The organism is uncultured Porphyromonas sp., assembly GCF_905372525.1.
GTDB lineage: Bacteria > Bacteroidota > Bacteroidia > Bacteroidales > Porphyromonadaceae > Porphyromonas.
Window position 1 is genome coordinate 1 of the sequence record NZ_CAJPPN010000017.1, and the last position, 21,015, is coordinate 21,015.

The following is a 21,015-nucleotide window of genomic DNA, read 5'->3' on the forward strand; positions in this document are numbered from 1 at the left end:
GGCGTGGGAGGATTGGGGTTGGGTGTGGGAGGCGTGGGAGGATTAGGGGTGCCACCATGCTCTGTACAGCGGGTACCCTTCAGACCGTCGAGATCCTGGAGGTTACGTATCCAGAGGTTGTAGTGCTTGACCTTGCTCTTGTCCTTGCTGTTCTCCGTCACATTGATCTGGATGATCCCTACGATGCGTCCATTCTTATCGGAGGAGAGGGTAGAGCGTAGTGCCTCAGAGGTATAGCCCGAGATGGGTACGGAGAGAGCTCCTACACCCTGTGGAGGAGTAGTGACGCAGTCGGTGAGGGTATTGAAGAAGGTGTTTGGAGCCTTCCCACCCTGAGGCTTGTTCGGGTTGAGTGCCTTGCCTGCGGTCTGGAACTGTACACCCTCTACAGCGAGGAGGATATTGTCGTACTTGCCTGCGTAGATGTCGGCTAGGGTAACCGCCTTGGGCTGGATGGTGATGACCTCGGTGGTCGGAGTCACGGCACTCTCATCGGCGACAGCACTCATGTCGAGCTGGAGTGAGCCCTCGCGGTAGCGAGTGACCTTCCCACCCTTAGCCTTGACGGCGAAGACCGTACCAGGCTTCCAAGCCTTGTTGGCTGGGGTCTTGAGTCGGACGGTGATACCGACCTCGCCTGCCTGTAGGACGATGTTCTTGTTGCTAGCGGAGTTGTTGCCCTCGATGTCCGTGATGAGGGATGCCTTGAGTACGATCTCCTCATCTACGGTTACTTCCTTGCCTTGGTCATACTTCTTGATGAAGTCTGCTAGGGCAGTCTCTGCACCTTGGTTGCCACCGCCACCGGGGGTGTCGCCCGAGGTTTGCTCGATGGTGTAGATCTCGGTGATGCCGCTGATCTTGAAGATTATTTGTGCTCGGCGAGCCTGAGCCGTGCTGTTGGGGAGCACTCGCACCGTGATGTCGAGGACGCCAGCTTCCCCAGAGGTGGGGTTGATGCTGACCCAGTCGGCTGTGGAGCTTACCTCCCAGCGTCGGTTGGTCTCTAGGTGTAGGGTGAGTGTCCCCCCTTCTTTGGCTAGAGAGAAGGTCTTGTCGGCCTTCCCATCCTTGGTGATGGAGTAGGTGGGCTTGGTGTAGGTGTCATCGTTGTCCTTACAGGACGAGAAGCCTACGGATAGTAGCACACAGCTCAGAGCAGTGAGCGACCAGCGAAGAAGTGCTTTCTTAGTCATCTTGCGAGGTGTTATAGGGTTGTACGGAAGTGTATTCGTCCTAGAAGCGAGGAGAGGAGAGCTGGACGTCATGCTCTCGGAGGATCAGGAGCTGAGGCGTGTCCCTGAAGTAGGTCAGTAGGGCGACGATGCTCCCTGAGCCCTCGGGCAGGGTCTTACCTGCGAACTTGGCATAGCTACTAGTGCGTACGATGAGGGTCTTGCCAGAGCGATCGGTGAGGGTACGATTGACGTTAGAGACTTTGGTCTTCTGCTCGGGGCTCGCATAGGTCTGCCCTAGCTCCGAGGAGACGAACTGCACCCCCTCTATACGAACAAGTGTGGCGGCGTACTGCTTGCTGAGCTGGTCGATGGTGAGTGTACGGGGCTGAAGCTCCTCTGCACCTAGACGATGTAGGGCTAGAGGTACGAGCTTCTCGGGGTAGAAAGCCGTCTCGTACTTAGGGTCGCTGGAGCGGTAGCCTAGGCCGATCTGTCCCCCGTAGGCTCCGAGGGTGAGCCCCTGACACAGCAAGAGTACTCGTGAGCCCTGTGGGTAGAGGGTACTGAGGCTACCCATGGCGAACTTCAGCTCGATCCCGCCCGTCTCGTCCTGTATGAAGCAGCTCTTGTATAGGTTGCCCTCGCTATCATCCGATGCCATAACGGCGGAGACGACGACTGGGCTACTGAGGGTCACCCCCCCCTTCTGATAGAGTGCCTTGAGCTGGCTGATCGTATGTGTAGGTAGGGGAAGCTCCTGACCTGGGGTAGCAGGCTTATAGCTTGGGGCTGGTACCTCATTGTACTTCTCACAGCTCACCAGCGATAGGGTGCAAAGTGTGAGCAGAGGGAGGATATACTTACCTAGAGATCTCATAATCACAAAGCTTAGAATTGGAGGGACGTGTTGAAGAAGAAGGTCGTCCCATACACATAGGAGATCTTGCTGTCGAAGGGCTGATGAAGCTGCTGCACTCCATTGTCATCACGTAGCGTACGTATGCGGAGCTGCTCGTAGCCACTGTTGGGCAGGCGCTTGTTGTTCAGTAGGTTGCTCACCGAGAGGTTGAAGCGCAGATAGGTGTTGTAGTTGAGCCTCCAGGAGTAGCTGGCGAAGACATCCACCGTGAAGCCATCCTGTAGCTTCTCTGGCAGGATGTACCGCTCGGGCAGTGCACTACGGCCACGGTCGGTACGTACCAGCGGTGCCATGGAGACGAAGTTGCGACCAAAGTAGTTGGCATTGATTCCGAAGTTGGCATACCAAGGTGAGTAGTACGTCAGCCCTAGGGTAGCAGCAGTCTGTGGAGTACCGCTGATGTTGAGCCCCTTCCAGTAGACGATATCCTGGTCTACGATCTCGTTGGAGTTGTCGATAGTCTGGACATAGGAGGGGTTATTCGCATACTTATATTGCCCGAGAGCCAGCGCTGCATTTGCCGTGAGGGTGGGAGAGAGCTTAGCCTCGAGGCCGAGCTCTACGCCAGCGTGCTGAGTGGCAATACCTGTAATCGTATAGTTCGAGAAGGAAGCACGGGTATCGTCGTAGAAGTTCACGTTCTGCACGTGGTCGGCGATGTGGGTGTAGAAGGCCGTTACACGTCCTCTGAGCCAGGGAAGACGTACGAGGTAGGATGCTTCCGCAGTGAGTATCTTCTCGGACTTGGGGTTGCTGATATAGCTATCTCGTGTCCTAGGGGAGATGAAGAGGTTACGGAAGGTAGGAGCCTGCTCGATATACCCGAGGTTAGCCTGCAGGTAGTGGTGCCCAGTGATCTTGTAGGTCACCCCAGCCTTGGCTGCTAGGTCATTGAACTTGATGTGGTCTGAGTAGCCGAAGGAGTTGTCTGGGAATAGACCTCTACGCTGCTTCCCATCACGCTGTAGGGCTGTGTGGGTGTAGCTGAGTGCCGTGTAGGCATCCAGTCTAGGGAGGCGGTAGGTGAGGTTGAGCCAAGCTTGGTAGCGGTTGATACGAGAGTCGTAGTCGTAGCTAAAGCGATCCCCCTTCTGGACGATACGGTCGGGGTGGTTGAGGTCCACCTGACTCTTGGTAGGATCTCCACCGAAGTCTCGCTCGGCGAACTTATCGATGTCGTAGACGAAGTCTGCCCCTAGGAGGTCAGCGACCTCAGAGTAATTCTCGGTGACGTTGGTACGTGCATTCCCTCCAGCGTTTACTTCGAGCCAAGAGAGAGGGAGCCAATCCATCGTGGTAGCCCAAGCGAACTCCCTCTGGTCTGTATGCCTGTCCTCGACCATATAGAGAGCCTTCTTCCCTGTGGCTAAGACACGCCCAGAGGCATCACGTACGGTCGTCTGATTGAGTCGATTGATCTCATAGAGACGATCCCAGTCGATGTACCTCATGTTGGGATCACTATGCCATAGCTCCTCATAGCGAGCAGCGGCAGAGGGATCCTGTGCATTGGGGTCAGCCATGCGGGTGAAGTAGGAGGGGAGGTAGCGGTAGTAGTCGGGGCGAGGGTCTGGAGCATTATACCAGTTCAGTGCCGAGTAGGCATTCTTCCCAAAGCGATAGCTGAAGGTGGTGTGTAGGTGGAGGTTCGATAGCGCATTGGAGTAGTAATGGTTGAGCTGTAGGATGGGCTCGTGATTACTACGTACTCGAGCATTACGCCATTTCCCTCCTTGACGACCGATGTTAGGGTTGTAGAAGTTTGAGCCAACTAGGTCATAGGCCTCTTGGCTAGAGGCGCTGGCTACCCCTCGGCGGGTGGGAGCACCTAGGGCGATGAAGCTCACGCTATTCATCTCGTCAAACTTCTTTTCGATCCCGAGGAAGTAGCTCCAGGCATCATAGAATTGTCCTCTGACGTAGGAGTATTGTCCGCTGCCGGCTCTGCGGGCTGCGCTCAGGGCAAGTGACCAGCCCCCCTTCATCTCGCCTGTTGTCCAGGTGAAGGCTAGGCGTCCCGTATAGGTACGGTTACTTAGCGAGGCTGTCGCTCTACGCTGTGCTCCGTACATGGAGGGACGCATCGTCACATTGTTCGTTACGCCTGCGTTACCGAAGGCGGAGGCTATAGGCTCAAAGCTCTGTGAGGTCTCCTGTAGACGTGTCACATCGTTGAGCCCACCCCAGAGTGACCAGGGTGAGTAGCCCGTGTTTAGGTCGTTCATCGCTACCCCGTTGAGCATCTGCTCGCTGTACTGGCTGTCGAAGCCCCGGTTGCGGAAGCGTGCAGCGCTGAAGACGTAGCCCGAGGCATTGAGGAAGGGATCCTTGGAGGAGGTCAGTAGCGTGACCCGATCCTGTGTGCCACTCTCTCCGTCATCGCTCCCCTCGCTCACGAGGAGGTCATCGTAGAGGCCTTCACGTCCCTGTGGTAGGGGTGTGAGCTGGAGCTCAGTGGGGAGAGTGGTGTGGTACTGGTCTTTCACGTACTCGATTTGTCGGGTCTCGTAGCCTCCGGCACTTAGGGTGAGGGTGTAGCGTCCATTAGGAAGGTCGGAGAGACGATAAGAGCCATCCTTAGCCGTCTTGAGGCGCTTCGATACGGGGCCGTAGATGCTGATCGTAGCTTGAGCGATAGGCTTACCGCTCTTGCTGTCCAACACCTTTGTCCCCTCAGTCTGCTGTGCTAGGGCTGCACCCCCTAGGAGGGAGGCGCAGACGAGTGTGGTAATAAGTTTGTTCATGCGTCGGCACGTATGGGTATAATGCCCGTCCCTAGGGGACAATAGAGCAATATAGCGAGTGATAATTATTACTTTTGCACCATAAAGATAGATAATATGCTGGATACTCACTCCTTATAATACACCGACAACGATGAAGCGACCCTTCCTTACCCTCCTACTCTCGCTCTGCCTCTCCCTCTATGGCCTCTCGGGGCAGACGAAGAAGCAGGTACGACTGACTGTAGCCTTCTACAATCTGGAGAACCTCTTCGATACCATCGATGGAGACAACAACGACGAGGACTTCCTCCCCGAGGGGAAGAACCAATGGACCCCAGAGAAGTACAAGCAGAAGCTCCACAATATGGCCTATGCCCTCAGCCAGATAGGCTCCAAGCATGGTCCCGATATCGTCGGCCTGTGTGAGATAGAGAACCGCCAGGTACTCCAGGATCTGCTGCGTGAGCCCGAGCTCCGTGACCTAGGCTACGAGATCGTCCACTTCGACTCCCCAGACAAGCGGGGCATAGACTGCGCACTCTTCTATCGGTCTAAGTACTACCAGCTCCTAGACGCTCGCCCTCACCCCGTACGCCTCCAGGGCGAGGAGTATATCAAGACACGTGATGTCCTCGAGGTCAATGGTCTGCTCCTCGGGGAGCCCGTCTCCTTCCTCGTCGCCCACTGGCCCTCTCGTGTCGGAGGGGAGCAGATCTCGCTGCGTCGGCGTATGCAGGCAGCGCAGGTCATGCGCTCGGTCACAGACTCCCTCCTGCAAGCCAACCCTGCGAACAAGGTCATCCTCATGGGGGACTTCAACGACGATCCTACCTCAGCTAGCGTCGTCGAGGGACTACGAGCCAAGACGACCCCCGAGGGACTAGCCCCCGAGGATCTCTACAATCCCATGGCCAAGATCCATGCCTCAGGGCGTGGTACGCTCGCCTATCGTGACGTGTGGAACCTCTTCGACAACCTCGTGGTGACGGCCAACCTCATCGGCGGGCCAGACACCTCGCTCCACCTCCAACAAGACAAGAAGAGTGGGGACTATGCCTATATATACAGCGCCGACTTCCTGACGCAGAAGACGGGGCACTTCAAGGGCTATCCCTTCCGTACCTTCTCCTCGGGACGCTTCCAGGGGGGCTACAGCGACCACTATCCCGTCTATCTCTATCTGACCCGTACGGTCGAGGAATAGGGGGATAGTCTGCTATTCGATCCTCCAGATCTACCGCTGGTACTTCGCTCCCCGCTAGTGCATCTCCCCATTAGGGCGAGTTGCACTAGCGGGGTTTGTTCTGTCCTAACATCCTCTGGTTCTCCCTCTCCCCCTAGGCCTTGAGCCGAGGTCGGGTATACTCCTACTATTATCTTACCAGCGGTTCATCTCCTTACTCTTTCCTTGGGTCAAGAAGAGGATAGTATTGCTTGAGGATCATATAGAGAGGCGTATCATATCCACACTCCCTAAATTTATAGATCACTCGCTCTGTCACATCAATGAGGATAGGCCGATCCTCCTCATGAGAGACAACAAACTGGTGCTTCCTGCCAGAAGACCAAAATATTCCACCTCCAGCGACGACTTCCTTCAGCCCCCAATCTCGCTCCAGCTTAGCTCGGGTCATCTCCGTATAGAGCAGCTCACGGAGCTCTGGCTCAGGCGCTGGAACGAGAGGATACTGCCCTGGCCCTTGTCCCGAGAGTGCCCTTCGGAACCATCCTGTGCGTCCTCCACGAAGGAATGAGGTCGTCACAGAGATCGAATCAATCGGTGAGCTAATCCGATGGAGAGAATGTCCTAATAGAAAGCAGGACTCAAATGATAGCGAGACCAATATGAAGATGATTGCTCGCCAGGGGTTTATCCAGCAAAAAGAGCCTTTAGTATTCATACGAAGTGAATATAAGGGGTGAAAAGAACAAGGTGTCAGCCTTTGGCTCAAGAGATAAGCTTGAGCCATGAGCAAATGCAGTATTGTACGATCCATGGGGCCATAGCCTTCCTGCTCCCTCGCTATAAGCTTTGCACACCTCAGGGGGTGACTGGCTTGCCTCGGTAGACCACCCGGTAGTTCATCGCCTTGAGTTCCTCTATCGTGTACGATAGCACCGTATCATATAGGGAAGGCTTACCATAGTTGGCTGGCCACAGGCTTTCATTCTTCCAGTAGGTCTCCCGAGAGGCAAACCAGATATAATATCGGTAGCGCTCTGGATGGCTATACAGTTCACTACGATCAAGAACAGATTGTTGACTTGAATCTCCGGGGAGAATTGGGACAAAAATACTCGGCGCAACGATGAAGGGATCACCCATTCGACGGAAATAGGAGCTATAATACATCGTATCAGGAGTTGCATTAATCTCTTGAACCGTGTATACTACTCTACGTGCCACAATCTTCGGTATGAAGTCACACCCTGTCAGTAGCAGAAGGGCGGCAACGAGTAATGTTATTCTCTTATTCATGATCTATTGCTTGTCTACATGAGGGAACCAACAAGAAGGGACGATAGTAGAGGGATACCAACATCCCCCAAGGGTGAGAATTGTGCCCCTATGATAGGGCTTTGGTCTTTAAGACTATTGAAGCTCCCGTAGCATCATCGGCGAGGTGCAACTGCCCCCGCCCTACGAGGGGTAGGCTACCACCCACAGAGAGTGGTAGGATGATAAGGTATAGATACTGCATAGAGCTCCTTATTTATAGTTTAGTAGTGTGGCAAATATAGGTATTCCTCAGTAGAGGTAAGCATCTCGTCGGGGGGATACGGGGTCGACGCATAATCTCGCTCGTACACTCCTGCCTTTGGATCTTCGGGGGGCATTTCATATCCCAGGGAGCCTTAGCCCATCACTAGAGATCCTACGTATTATCTCCAAGGAATAGACATACTAGCGAGCCCTACAGAGGATATACTTAGAGCGAGGTAGTGTACACGCGTGTATACTGTTGTGTACACGTGGGTATACAGTTGTGTACACACGTGTACACTCATCCCTCCTAGGTAGGAGGTATTCGCTGGGCATATCTAGACTAAGACATAGATACTTCTATCTTCTATCTCCTATCTTCGGCGTATACACCTTCACGACCTTGCCCTCGCACTACAGTGATTTCATGCGTCAGCCCTGGGGGGCATCATCATACATCCCATCCATAAGATCTGGTGCTAGAGTAGGGGATAAGGGTAGGTCGGTATCTTGCTCTCGATCAGCTATCTATCGGGCACGCCGAGAGTGCCTCAACGAACATGCCGAGAGCACATCAGCGCTCTCGGTATGCTCGTTTTCGTCTGCTGGGTATACGCATGATAGGGGAGCTGGAAGCCCCTCAGTGATCCTAGTCGTTAGAGGCGTCCGTGCTATCGAAGCTATGGGATCTACCTCCGCTCCCTAGGGATCGGACGAATAGGTCGGCTAAGCTCCATCCGGAGTGAAGAGTAGGAGTAGAGCGTGTGTGAGATGTGAATTGTTGTATTTTTGTCCTAATAGACAGAGCTGATGGTACTACAAAGCGAACAGAGGCAACAGAGCCAAGCCCCCCAAGGCTCAGGACGTAAATACGGTCTGATCGGTCGGAGGCTCGCTCACTCCTTCTCCCCCAGATACTTCGGGGACTTCTTCGCTCGTGAGGGTATTGATGCGACCTATCGAGCCTATGAGCTTGCTTCGATCGAGGAGCTCCCGAGTCTACTAGCCCGAGAGCCAGACCTCTGCGGGCTCAATGTAACCCTCCCCTACAAGCGGGAGATACTACGCTACGTAGACGTCTCCAGCCCTGACGTGGAGGCGCTCCAGGCAACCAATGTCCTGCGGATCAGACGAAGCGCTACGGGGCTCCCCCGGGTCTACGGCTATAATACGGATGTGGAGGGCTTCAGACGCTCTCTATCTACGTGGTTAGATGGGACGAGGCCAAGGGCTCTCGTCTTCGGGAGTGGGGGCGCAGCCTCGGCAGTCCTCTACGCCCTATCTCTACTGGGGCTGGAGGGGCTACAGGTCAGTCGTCATCCCCGCTTAGGGATGATCGCCTACGAGGAGCTCCGTGGGGGACTAGCCGAGGAGTGTCAGCTGTGGATCAATGCGACTCCTGTCGGGCTTTGTCCCGGAGAGCTCCTTCCCCTGCCCTATGAGGCTCTGTCGGATCAGCACCTCTGCTACGATCTGATCTACAATCCCTCTCCCACAGCCTTCCTCCGGGAGGCACAGCTGAGAGGAGCCCAGACCAAGGATGGGCTAGAGATGCTCTACATCCAGGCAGATGAGGCCTGGGAGATATGGACTACAGATGAACAAGTATAAGTACCCGATCCTCGCACTGATCGCCTGCCTACTCGCCGTCTCCTGCTCGACGACCAAGTATGTGCCCGATGGGAGCTACCTCCTCTCCAAGGTCAGCATCCGTGTGGATTCGCTCACGGCCTACGAGCAAGAGCAGCTCGGAGAGCTAGAGCCCTACCTGACGCAGCAGCCCAATGCCCGCCTGCTGGGGCTCGTCAAGTGGACGCTAGCCGTGTACAGCCTAAGTAACCCGAAGAGCAATAGCTTCCTCAATAGACAGCTCCGTAAGTGGGGCGATCCCCCCGTACTGTACAGCGAGCAGGAGGCAGAGTTTGGCCGAGCCAACCTCACTGCAGCGATGTATAACCTAGGCTACCTCGATGCTCATACTCGCCTATACATCGACACTACAGAGCATAAGCGGGCCAAGCTCCTCTACCAGATCCAGCCTGGCCCACGCTACTATGTGGGACGGGAGGAGGAAGTCCTCTCCGACACCCTCATCCGCCCCCTCCTGCATCCCCGGGATAGCCTTCAGCAGAAGAAGCTCTTCCGTGGCGAGCGATACACCTCCTACCTCGCCCCAGGTTCGGTACTCTCGCCTCAGAACATGCAGCTCGAGCGGGAGCGCATCGCCCTGATCCTAGCTAACCGAGGCTACTATGGCTTCTCCTCCGACAGCATCCGTTACGAGGTGGATACGCTGGAGGTGGACAATGGCTGGGTGCGCAAGCTCATCTCCGTCCCTCCCACCACCTACCGTATAGGCCGAGTGACCCTGCGACATGAGGGGAATGATCGGAGCCTACCTCTCAGACGGGATACCCTAGCAGGTATAGCCTTCGCGATCGACCCAGAGCACTATGTGCGCCCGGGGGAGCTCGCTCACCGCATCTGGGTACGCCTAGGGGCAGACTACTCTCTACAGAATACCTCCCGTACCTATGCTGCCCTATCCGACCTCGCCCCGCTGAGGAATATCTCTGTGCGCTATCAGATAGATAGCCTCTCGGGGGACTCTTCGCTCCTCAACTGTGATATAGTGACAGGCTCGGAGCCGAGCAAGAGCTTCGGCGGAGATATCGTCGGGACGAACTCCTCGGGCAACCTCGGGGTAAGTGCCTCGCTGACCTTCAGACACAACAACCTCTTTAACGGAGGCGAGCAGCTGCAGCTCCAGGTACGCGGGGGCTATGAGTCCTTTCGTAGCCGAGCCAACGATCACTTCAGCTACGGGATGGAGGCTTCGCTGACGTTCCCGAAGCTCCTTGTCCCCTTCCTCTATACCCGTGGCCCCTCTACCTTCCAGTCGTCGACGAATTTCCAGGCGAGCTATGACTACCATGGTCGTCCAGAGTTTAGCCGAGATATCTTCTCCCTCGAGTGGGGATATAGCTGGCACAGCCACTACACTCCAGCCTACAAGCACCACCTGAAGGTACTGGATCTAAACTTCCTACACTTCGCCTATATCAACGAGAGCTTCCGCCAGTCGATGCCTCTGATCACACAGATCCTGAACTATCGGGATCAGTTTGTCCTCGGTGCCTCCTACCTCTTCCGCTACAACTCGCTCAATGACTACCGCCTCTCCTCCTCACCCTGGGTACACAACCTCAGGCTCTACCTACAGTCCTCGGGGGCGATACTCTATGGGCTGTCCCAGCTGACTCACCGGGAGCGTGACAGCTATGGGACGTATCGGCTCTTTGGGACGAACTTCGCACAGTTCGTCAAGGGGGAGTTCGACTACAGCGGGCTGCGGAAGCTGAGTGAGGGCAATTCCTTTGCTTACCATCTGGGGTTGGCTCTAGCAGTACCCTATGGGAATAGCTCATTCGTGCCTGTGGACCTCCGCTACTTCGCAGGGGGAGCCAATAGCATACGAGGCTGGAGTGCCCGTAGCCTAGGACCAGGGAGTATGCCCCGATCAATGAGTCGCTCTATCTTCGATCAGGTAGGCGACATCAAGCTGGAGCTCAATGCTGAGTATCGGATGCGTGTCCTCGGCCCCGTCCAGCTCGCTCTCTTCGCAGATGCTGGGAACGTCTGGACGATACGGCCGTATGAGAACCAGCCCAAGGGGGACTTCCGATGGCAGAGTTTCTACCGAGAGATAGCGCTGTCGGCTGGGCTGGGTCTACGCTGGGACTTCGAGTACTTCGTCCTGCGCTTCGATACAGGGGCAAAGGTCTATGACCCTCAGGTAGAGAATGGTCGCCCCTGGGTGATCACCTACCAGAGCCCGAGGGATGTGCTTGCGCTACACTTCGCCATCGGCTACCCCTTCTAGCGAGAGGAAGACTCTCCTAAGGGGGGAGTAGGGTCGAGGGGGATGTGAACCTGAGGATGGGATACTCTCCAGATGGAGGTGATACAGAGATACAGAGATACTTTTTTTGTGTACCTTTGTGAAGTTATCGCTATGTGCACGGGGAGAGAATGCTCTACACCAAGGAGTACCTCGTGATCTAATAATAGTAACATTATAAATGTCTTAGATATGCAGAAACTTAAACTATTCGCCTTAGGAGCACTGCTTCTGACTGGCTTCATCACCAACGCATCAGCTCAGGAGCTCGGCAAGGTTCGCTATCGTGTAGAGGCTGGTCCAACGCTCTCCAAGGTCTCGAACTTTGCGCTCGACCACGCTAGTGATAGCGGTAAGGCTCTACTGAACTTCCGTGCAGGGGTAAGCTTTGCCCTACCCTTCGTCCATACACCCTTTACCCTAGCTACTGGGGTCTTCATCAACGGACGAGGAGAGAAGCAGACCGGCAACCGCAACAGCGCACCAGGCTCGCTCGCTAAGCTACAGACCTATGCTATACAGGTGCCCGTGGACTTCTCCTTCCGCATCATCACTATTGAGGAGAACCAGCACATCTTCCTGAACGTATCTCCCTATGCTGCCTATCTCCTGAGTGCTAAGCTCACCCGTGGAGGTAGCCCTATCGTAGACAAGGCCGGGGATCCACTGAATATCAAGGAATACGATATGCTCTCTGGGGGCGATGCCAAGAAGTTCGAGGCCGGTCTTCAGCTCAGCCTCATGTACCGCTTCAATAGCCTCTACGCACGTGCGGGGCTAGAGTTTAGCGCCCTCAACCAGTTCTCTGGTGCAGGTCAAGAAGGGCTCTTCATTCGGGATACCGGTGCTTCGCGCTACGTGTCGAGCTTCCTGACTGTAGGGTACGAGTTCTAACGCACACCCACAACTAACCTCCCTGCCCTAGCGTAGGGACGTGTGAGCCACCTAATGGGATCATATAACCATACCCATTAGGTGGCTGCCTTTTTACCTCCAGTATATCCAGGAATGCCTCGACCCTACCGACCTATGCGCCTTGCTCTCACAGCTCTATTGGGAGCACTACTCACCCTCTCCTCCTGCCGCTCTATGTACCCTCATAAGCGTGCCCAGCTCTATCCTCGCATGTATGCGGAGAGCCCGAAGACGATCCTCCTAGTGCCACCTATCGATAGGATCGGGTGGCCAGACCTCCGAGATCAGCTGTACGCAGGGCTGGCTCCGATACTGACCAACCGAGGGTATTACGTCTACGCACCCTCCTTCATGAGCGAGTATCTCCGAGATAAGAGCCTGCTACGTCCAGAGGAATACCTACGGAAAGACCTTGAACCCTTCCGCAAAATCTTTGGGACGGATGCTGTGCTCTTCACAGTGATTCATCAGTGGGACCAGCATCTGAACGCCGAGCTAGAGTTCGAGGTTCAGTACATACTCAGATCCACTAAGAGTAATGAGATCCTCTATACAAGGGAACTCAAGGGGCGCATGGATAGACGTGTGCTAGCCGAGGGGGAGGATGGCGGGTTCTTCGGTTGGCTCTTTCGTCTCTTCGTTAATGCCGTTGGAGTAGGACTCAAGGGTAGGCGCTCCGCTATCAATCAAGTGAATAACGAAGCCTTCTCCGACCTACCACTCGGGCCTTACCTCCCTAAGTACGGGAAGGACGGCAGTACGGGTGCTGCTCCCTCTCGCATCCCAGACCTCAAGCTATAGACGTCGTAGTCATAGAGTAAAGGAAATCGCCCCGAGGCTCGAAGCCTCGGGGCGATTTCCTTTACTTAGGGGGTAGGTAGGCCTAGCCTACCTGCACCTAGAAACTCTCTACCTTGCACCAGAATTCATCATTGTCCTTCGGCGAGGTCAACCAGTGATAGCCATGTGCATCCGTAGCATCTGTCACCGTGTAGGGAGAGTAATACACGAGGTACTCTAGTAAGAATTCCTGTGCACGACGAGCATAGAAGTAGGTCGATCCATACTGGATGATACGTATCGTATGGAACTGGTTGGGCTCACCATAGATAGAGGTAAAGTCCATGTAGTAGACGGGTCGGAAGCCCTTCGAAAGTCCCTCTATTCCTTTCTCGAGAGTCAGGCTCATAGATGGTCTGGAGATACCAGGTGACAGTCCTAGGTCGATGTACTCCTCGTATAATCCCTTGTAGGTATCCGTCCTCTGAATCTCGTTAGCTGTCTTAAAGGCATCAAGAGCTACATTACTCGCATAGCCCTCGTAGAAGTATAGGTACAGATGCTTCTTCGTCAGGTCGTACTTCCCGACCTGGAGGGCTAGCTTGCTTCCGCCGTGCAGGGGCGTCATAGTTGCCTTATCCTTGTCTAGTGTCAGTCCCTCAAGCGTCTCGCCACCTAGGGTAAGAGGCTTGATAAGCTTGATCCCCTTGTCTGTATAGTAGAAGGGGAGGAGCTCAGACTTGTCATCGTAGCGTACCCAGAGCTGGCGTGCAAGCCCAAAGATGGAGAGGGCGACCGTCTTCCCCCCGAGCTTTAGTGGGGCAAGCGCCTTACCCGTCACAGCCTGCTTGATGACCTTTGTCCCCTCTAGGTAGGCTTTAGTGTCTCCCTTGAGGCGGATCATCTGCATCTTGTTGCCTGTGCGACAGCCCGTGAGGTAGATCACATCCTTGTCGGGGCTGACCTTATCTACGATGAACTCATAGTCTCCGTTGTAGCCATTGGGGATCCCCCAGTCGGGTGTAGAGTAGTAGTTCAGGGGCTTGTTGTACGTGTCGAAGGTCAGCCGAAGGCCTGAGTTATGGGAGAAGTGATAGTTGGAGGTAAACTCCGTCTGGTAGATCTGCTCCGTCCCAGCACCTGGGTTCTTGGGATCCTTGGGTACCTCTACCGTCTCTCCGTATTCCTCGGAGGCGATGGTAGCCTCCTTGTCAGAGATGAACTTCATCGAGAGGTTGATCCCCCCATGGTTCCCCTCGTCGGGGATGAGGATGAGCGACCAGCCATACTCACTGGAGCGAAGGAGACTGATGATCTCCTGCTCCTGCTGAGTGATCACTGTCGCGGCATAGTCCTTGCCACTGGGCATCTCTTCGTACTGGCTGCATGCCCCTAGGGCGAGTGCTAGAACCAGAGACCAAATATGATAGTAGCGCATAGTTAGTATCCTGCTGGGTATTGGGTGAAGTCCTTATAGGGGATTTGGTAGAGCTTCTCGAGTGCCTTCTGGCGGATGGCATCGAGGTCGGTATGGTACTCGTCACGGATGTACTGCTTCATGATGGCGAGCTTCTGTAGGATGATCTCCTTGCCCGTGTACTTGGCGCTGGGTCGGATCTTTGCGTCTGCATACGCCAGGAGCTCATTCCACTCGCCTTCGGAGGAGAGGACATAGGTGGCGAAGAGCTCTGCGAAGTCTTCGTCGGCATCAGTACTAGCATAGTCACTAACGAAGCCCGCGTGACGTGAATCCTTACCGTTACGCCACCAGTAGGAGAAGGCATCCTGCTTCTGATAGTCTAGTGCAGAGAGCTTGTCGTACTCAGGTGGGTAAGCACGCTCCTCATGGAGCGTATGGGCCGACTCGTGGAAGAGGGTACTGATGTAGCTGCTACGCATACGCTGCTCGAGCTCAAGTGTAGCTGTCTTGATGTGCCCCTGGTACTTCTCACCAGACAGTTCCTCCTGCTCGTACTTGGGTGTCAGCTCATCCTTGAGCTTCTTCTTCTCTGTATCGGTGAGCCCTGTGCCCGTCTTTGCCTTGGCTTCTTCATCGAGTCTCTCGATCTCTGCTGTCACACGCTTGGAGGCAATCCAGTAGGCATAGTCCTTAGCTCGAGTATCGAGCCTCGTCCTATCGATATGAGTATTCAGTTCATTGATATTGTACATCCAAATCATACCCTGTGGAGCTGCCCCAGCCATACGCCTGTCCATGGCGTAGCCGGAGGAGCCATAGAGGTTGACGAACTTGACGGTATGCCTCTGGGCATAACCCTCGGGAGCTGCTTCCTTGTAGGTCTCGAAGAAGACGAAGTCAATGAGGTTGAGGAACTCTATTGCCTTCTCTTCCTTGACTGGGGCTAGGAGGTAGCGACGGTCGGTCATCTTATCGTCGTAGCGATAGTCGATGCTGACGTTGTACTTCTCGGCGAAGGCCTTCTGTATATATCTATCTAGCCTCGTCAGTCGGCTTACATCCTCGGTGTCGATGACCTTGCGGTCGGGCTTAACCCTATCGATATCGGAGCTACATGAGGCGAGTGCTCCTAGGGCGCAAGCGATGACGAAGGGGAATATTAGCTTCTTCATAGCTGTTTCTTATTGAGTTACTTCGTAGGGTTCTGAACGATGCTACCCTTGATCGCCTGCTGGGGGAGAGGTATAGCCTGGCGAGGGTCACGATCACCGAGCTCTGCGGCGACACTGTAGTTGCTGTTCTTGTTGATACGGCGGTAGATGGTGATGCCGTAGCGCTTGATGTCCTGCCAGCGTAGTCCCTCGTGTAGGGTGAGGATACGACGACACTGCAGTACGTGGTGTAGGAGGAACTCTTCATCACCTGCCGTGATGGTGAAGTGTGGGTTGAGCTTCTTCTTCATCGTAGGGCGTACCTTGGAGTCGTAGCTAAGCGCCTTATAGAAGGCGATGATCTCATCCTTTGTGAAGGTCTTCTTACGTGGCTTCTGAGCGTTGTCGCCATCGTTGAGGTAGCGAGAGGTCCAGAGGTTGAGGTCTGCCACCCCCTCATCGTACTTCTTCTGGTGGATACGAGCCTCAGCACGTACCAGCAGGGTCTCGTCTGTGGTCAGCGGGGTATCCATCGTCTGGTAGTCGCTGCTAGGGAAGGATGGGAGCTTGGCCTGCACCGTCTTGTTGATATTCCCCTCCACATAGATGAATGGAGCGAAGTAGTAGGCATCGCTCTGCCCCCAGATGTTCTGAGCGAAGAGGGTCTCGTTCTGTGTCAGCTCCTTGGCTTGGGTGAAGCGAGACTGATAGTAGCTCGTACCGCTCGTCGTCTGCCACTGGTAGGAGCTGTAGGTGGAGACGGAGAGTAGGTTGGCCGCTAGCTTCGTGTCGTAGTAGGCGAGTGCATAGGCCTTCTCGGTGCGGGGGATCTTGGTGAAGATACTCCAGTCTCGTAGCACGAGGCTGGGGTTGTTCCCGAGTACCTTCGTAGCATATTCCTCAGCCTTGGCCCAGTCCTGATAGTAGAGGTAGAAGCGAGCAGCGAAGGCATAGGCAGAGGTAGGGTTGAAGTGGAACTTCTTGATGTCCTCACTGTAGTTGGATGGATAGCGCTCGAGCAGGGCGATCCCCTCCTTGAGGTCACTCGCTATATGCCTATAGGTCTCAGCTAGGGTACCACGAGGGTAATCGGGCTGTAGGTTCACCACACGCTCTGCTACGTAGGGGATACCTAGATCCTTGGAGCTCGTCTGGGGGTCGTAGGGGAGGCAGAAGGTATTGGCGAGCTGGAAGTGTGTCCAGGCTCGTGCCACAAGCGCCTCACCCTTGCTGACCATGGCGACATTGTCTTTTAGTCCTAGGGAGTTGACCTTTTGGATGACTTCGTTTGCTAGGGCGATGGCATAGTAGCTTTTCTCCCAGAGCTTGTAGGGTGCATCGTAGTAGTCATCAGCATTGTGGATAGCCTTCCAGTAGGCTGCATCCTCGGCGAAGGTACTGGTATTGGGGTTACTCGTCCCGTCGTCTAGGATATTATCCGAGGAGAGCTCGGTGAGGAAGTTGATCGAGCTGGTGGAGTAGACGCCGATGAGCATCTTCTGTATCTGAGCTGGTGACGTTGGGTCTACTAGATCGGAGTCTGGGTTCTCACTGAGGAAGGCATTGCACGAGCTCATCAGTAGGGGTAGAGCGAGTGCGATCAAGCCCCTTAGTGGGCGAATTCTTAGCTTCATAATTCTCTCGTATTATGATGATGACTAGATACCTACAGTACAGGTGAAGATGATCGAGTGGGGCTCATAGCCATAGGGTAGGGCACCATTGAGCTTCTTGTCCGAGTAGATCAGGAAGAGGTTGGAGGCCTGTAGCTTTAGATCTACAGAGGAGAGGAAGGTCTTCTCCAGTACGGGCTTGGGGATACTATAGCCAAGGGTAATATCACGTAGCTGGATGAAGTCTAGGCGGGCGATGCGGACATCAGAGTTGTTGTAGCTGGTGTAGGCATTCGATAGGGTAGGGTTCTTCTCCCGCTGTGCGGAGGTGGGGAGGCTAGGCACGTTCGTACGCTCCTCGTCTCCAGCCTTGATCCATCGGCGGTTGAACTCGTGTCCTAGGGTATAGTAGTCCCCATAGGTCGTACCGAACTGGCTAGGCAGACGCTTCACAGCTCCGAAGGAGTAGAGGACATAGACGCTGAGGCTAAAGTCCTTCCATCGGAAGGCGTTATTGAAGCCCCCTTCGTCGATAGGCCTTCTCGTACCTGAGTGCTTGAGGTAGTCTAGATTCGTCGTCGCACTGTAGTCGATATGGTCTCGCTCGATCTTCCCTTCAGCATTGTAGAACTGGGGGAAGCCCTCAGAGGATAGCTTGTAGAAGGGGATCGAGAAGATCGACTGTAGGGGATAGCCCTCGCGTGCAGCACCCGAGGAGCCTACCAGCGTAGAGACGTCTGGGCGAGAGTTCAGCCTAGTGACCTTGTTGGTATTGCGTGAGTAGGAGAATGTGCTCGTCCAAGCGAAGTCCTTGGTCCTAATGTTCTGTGTCGTCAGGGAGAGCTCGACACCCTTAGCCGTCATGGAGGCTACATTCCCATAGAGTTTGAAGAAGCCCCCTGTACCCTGATTGTAGGAGATGTCCACGAGGTCACGACCCTGACGAGAGAAGACACTCAGCGAGGCCGAGATGCGGTCCTCTAGGAAGCCTAGATTGAGGTCCCAGTTCAGCTCATACATCTTCTCATAGGTGAGGTCATGGTTCGCTGGCTGGTCGATATAGAGCTCTGTCTCACTGACACCGTTGGGACGGAAGGGGAGATAGGGCTTGATACGCTGATTGGAGTTGTAGACGAAGGGGAGCGTAGCGGTCATCCCATAGGAGAGCTTGGTGGAGAGCGAGGATAGAGGTCTGAGGTGCTCGAAGAAGGGCTCACTCGTCACATCCCAGCCGAGAGCTACGTTCCAGGTCGGCATCCAGCGGGCGATGGTGGCCTTCCCATACTTGTTGGTCCCCTCGTAGCGGAACGAAGCATCTAGGGTATAGCGGCCTAGGTACTGGTAGGAGGCGCTACCCACGAAGGCGACGTTGCGGTCGATCGTCGTCGTACGCTTGAAGTAGTCCTCACTCCGGTCACGTAGCCAGCGGAAGATCAGTGGATCGTAGGTCTGTAGCTGACCGAGGTCAAAGTTCACCCCATACTCATTATGCCAGCCGTTGCGCTGCATATTGTCGTAGAGGTCTGACCCGACGGTGGCCGTGAGGGAGTGCTTCCCCTCATCGAAGCTGTCGGTGTAGATAGCACGAGCCATCACGTCTACCTTACGTGAGAGATAGTCCTGCACTGTACGGTATCCACCAGAGGGCATGACGGTCTGGGGCAGGGCGTAGACATCCTCGGCAGGCTTGTAGAGGTAGGGGTTGTTGCTACGGATGAGTCGCTTGTCCATCGCACGGAATCGCTGAGCGACGTTGGAGTGCTCGGTACGAGTGAACTCATACGCCACACTATTGACCTGCAGCGAGGTGACGAGGGATGCTCTGAACTGTCGGATAGGGTTCCACTCGAGAGAAGCCTGGAGACGGAGATTGAGATCGTCATCATCTCGATAGTTCTGCCGTAGCTCGTTCTTGATGTTGAAGGGAGTGTATTTATACCGGTAGTATGTGTTTGGATCCATCGTGCGGGATAGGCTCTGTGCCTGATCTAGGGCAGTGAAGTCGTTCCCGCCATGGTATTGGCCGTAGGAGGCATTTGCTCTCATCCCGAAGGTCCAATTCGCTAGGGGCTTAAAGGTTGCGTTCAGTGAGAAGAAGTAGTCTCTGGAGTGTGTTTCCCTTGCCCATCCTGGGTCTAGTGTGACCCCCAGGGTCGCATAGTAGGAGGCCTTCTGGCTACCTGAGTTGAGGGTGATGGTGTGCTGTTGCTTGATACTGTTCTTGAAGAGTTCCTTGAACCAGTCCGTATTTCTTAGCTCTGCTTGTCTTAGGTAGGCGAGCTGGCCTGCGCGGGTGTTATCCTGATAGAACTTCCCATTCTCGTACTTGATCGAGTTGTCGTACATCCACCCGTAGATCCCGTAGGTGTCTTTGTAGAGGACATTCTCGGGGGTTAGTGTTCCTCCAGCCTCTAGCTCCTTCATCATCGACAGGTGGTCCTGTGAGTTGAGGATATTGAACTCCCGATATGAGGGGCGGAAGCGATAGGTGAGCTGCGAGGTATAGCTGAGGAAGTTCGTCCCTTGCTGGGCCTTTCGTGTGCGGACTGAGATTACCCCCCCCGTAGCTTGGTTCCCATAGAGGGCTGTGGCGGAGGCATCTGTGATCACTGTGAAATCCTCGATGTCACGCTCCGAGAGCCCAGGCAGGGCAGCTGCTATGATACGGTGGGCATCGGGAGAGGCGAGGTCGGCTGTGTTGAAGTCCTTGTCCTGCTTGTAGGCGACTCCGTCGATAACCCATAGGGGGTAGTACTTAGTGTTAATAGAAGTCGTCTGGCGCATAGTCGTCACGACTGCACCCTTCTTGTCAGCATCCTCTAGGGTGACCTCTAGGGGCTTGTCGGTGGCAGCGACTTCTGCGGTCTTCTTCCCTGTCAGGGTGAATACGAGTACTGCCTGCTGAGGAGTTTCTAGGGCGAATTTACCTTCTGAGTCCGTTGTGGTGCGCTTGGAGTTGTCTAGTTTGATGGTGACGGAGACGTTAGGCAGGGGGCTGCCCTTGGAGTCTCGTACCGTACCACTCACTCGAAGCGTCTGAGCACAAACGATACCCATAGAGCTGATCAGGAGGATCAAGCTCAAGATCAGACGACGTAGTCTAATAGTCATAATCGGATAGATACGTTTATTGGTTAGTGCTTAGTTGCATAGCAAATATAGTCAAAAGATTTTAAAAAGTTAAGGTGTTGAGGATTATTCGATTTCCTATAAAATTTAAGGAAGTATCCGCCCTCATCAAGCCCCCGTATCCCCTCTCCCCTTCCGCTCCATCCCCTATTATATAATAAGGTGTATACGAGGCCTACATCTAGCTGAGGACGAGGAGCGTATGGCGTAGGTGTGGAAATAGAGGTTCGCTGGGTCGGGGAGTAGCTATGGAGTATCTGGGGGAGTAGGGTATATGCCGTCTAGGAGCCCACTCTCTGGTCTGACCGAAGCTGGAGATACTGCACCCTCGGGGTCAAGAGGGAGAGCGTGGAGGGATAGATGGGAAGAAAATCGGGGGGGCGCATCTGTATCGGGGCGCTATCACGGAGTCGTTAGTATGCTCCTAGGCTGATGGTGCCTGAGGCTATGGGAGGAAAAGTAGAGTGGCTAGTAGGTCTCGGTGGAGAGATCTACTAGCCACTCCTGCTACTCAGGGACTACCTGAGGGGGGAGGCCATAGAGAGGGGTACCCACCCTCGGGCTTCGGGATGTACGGAG

14 protein-coding genes are annotated in these 21,015 nt (G+C 54.7%); 5 read left to right on the plus strand and 9 right to left on the minus strand.

Going from position 1 to position 21,015, the window contains the following annotated elements:
• The 3 genes from QZ170_RS04525 to QZ170_RS04535 form a co-directional block, all read right to left on the minus strand.
• Positions 1-1,196: BACON domain-containing protein (locus QZ170_RS04525; RefSeq protein ID WP_297177779.1), on the minus strand; the 1,196-nt coding region annotated here is incomplete at its 3' end.
• Between the two features lie 40 nt (positions 1,197-1,236).
• Positions 1,237-2,055, minus strand: coding sequence for a DUF5689 domain-containing protein (locus QZ170_RS04530; protein ID WP_297177783.1), 819 nt, complete (start codon positions 2,053-2,055; stop codon positions 1,237-1,239).
• An 11-nt stretch (positions 2,056-2,066) separates the two neighbouring features.
• Positions 2,067-4,841: a TonB-dependent receptor gene (locus QZ170_RS04535; RefSeq protein ID WP_297177787.1), complete on the minus strand. Its 2,775-nt coding sequence runs from the start codon at positions 4,839-4,841 to the stop codon at positions 2,067-2,069.
• A 133-nt stretch (positions 4,842-4,974) separates the two neighbouring features.
• Between QZ170_RS04535 and QZ170_RS04540 the strand changes: the two genes are divergently transcribed.
• On the plus strand, positions 4,975-6,027 hold the full coding sequence (locus QZ170_RS04540) for an endonuclease/exonuclease/phosphatase family protein (RefSeq protein WP_297177790.1): 1,053 nt from the start codon (positions 4,975-4,977) through the stop codon (positions 6,025-6,027).
• Between the two features lie 193 nt (positions 6,028-6,220).
• Here the strand turns inward: QZ170_RS04540 and QZ170_RS04545 are convergent, their stop codons facing one another.
• Both QZ170_RS04545 and QZ170_RS04550 read right to left on the minus strand, forming a co-directional pair.
• The gene (locus tag QZ170_RS04545) at positions 6,221-6,586 is read right to left on the minus strand and encodes a hypothetical protein (RefSeq protein ID WP_297177793.1); all 366 of its coding nucleotides are present in this window, start codon (positions 6,584-6,586) and stop codon (positions 6,221-6,223) included.
• Between the two features lie 278 nt (positions 6,587-6,864).
• Positions 6,865-7,302: a hypothetical protein gene (locus QZ170_RS04550; RefSeq protein ID WP_297177796.1), complete on the minus strand. Its 438-nt coding sequence runs from the start codon at positions 7,300-7,302 to the stop codon at positions 6,865-6,867.
• Positions 7,303-8,337: 1,035 nt separating this feature from the next.
• Between QZ170_RS04550 and QZ170_RS04555 the strand changes: the two genes are divergently transcribed.
• The 4 genes from QZ170_RS04555 (at position 8,338) to QZ170_RS04570 (ending at position 13,144) form a co-directional block, all read left to right on the plus strand.
• Entirely contained in the window at positions 8,338-9,138 is an 801-nt protein-coding gene (locus QZ170_RS04555; protein WP_297177799.1) for a shikimate dehydrogenase, read from the plus strand.
• Positions 9,125-11,410, plus strand: coding sequence for a BamA/TamA family outer membrane protein (locus QZ170_RS04560; RefSeq protein WP_297177801.1), 2,286 nt, complete (start codon positions 9,125-9,127; stop codon positions 11,408-11,410). Before QZ170_RS04555 ends, QZ170_RS04560 begins: the two co-directional genes overlap by 14 nt.
• A gap of 210 nt (positions 11,411-11,620) precedes the next feature.
• Positions 11,621-12,322 carry an outer membrane beta-barrel protein gene (locus QZ170_RS04565; RefSeq protein ID WP_297177803.1) on the plus strand — a complete coding sequence of 234 codons (702 nt, stop codon included), beginning with the start codon at positions 11,621-11,623 and terminating at the stop codon, positions 12,320-12,322.
• A gap of 135 nt (positions 12,323-12,457) precedes the next feature.
• Positions 12,458-13,144 carry a GNA1162 family protein gene (locus QZ170_RS04570; RefSeq protein ID WP_297177806.1) on the plus strand — a complete coding sequence of 229 codons (687 nt, stop codon included), beginning with the start codon at positions 12,458-12,460 and terminating at the stop codon, positions 13,142-13,144.
• Between the two features lie 97 nt (positions 13,145-13,241).
• On the opposite strand, the gene QZ170_RS04575 is transcribed toward QZ170_RS04570, so the two are convergent.
• Genes QZ170_RS04575 through QZ170_RS04590 form a run of 4 tightly spaced genes read right to left on the minus strand, consistent with a single transcriptional unit; the run spans position 13,242 to position 20,418 of the window.
• Positions 13,242-14,561: a DUF4302 domain-containing protein gene (locus QZ170_RS04575; RefSeq protein ID WP_297177810.1), complete on the minus strand. Its 1,320-nt coding sequence runs from the start codon at positions 14,559-14,561 to the stop codon at positions 13,242-13,244.
• A gap of 2 nt (positions 14,562-14,563) precedes the next feature.
• Positions 14,564-15,715, minus strand: coding sequence for a substrate import-associated zinc metallohydrolase lipoprotein (locus QZ170_RS04580; protein WP_297177813.1), 1,152 nt, complete (start codon positions 15,713-15,715; stop codon positions 14,564-14,566).
• Positions 15,716-15,732: 17 nt separating this feature from the next.
• Positions 15,733-17,328 carry a RagB/SusD family nutrient uptake outer membrane protein gene (locus tag QZ170_RS04585; protein ID WP_297177816.1) on the minus strand — a complete coding sequence of 532 codons (1,596 nt, stop codon included), beginning with the start codon at positions 17,326-17,328 and terminating at the stop codon, positions 15,733-15,735.
• 24 nt (positions 17,329-17,352) lie between these two features.
• Positions 17,353-20,418: a carboxypeptidase regulatory-like domain-containing protein gene (locus QZ170_RS04590; RefSeq protein WP_297177819.1), complete on the minus strand. Its 3,066-nt coding sequence runs from the start codon at positions 20,416-20,418 to the stop codon at positions 17,353-17,355.
• Positions 20,419-21,015: the final 597 nt, after the last annotated feature.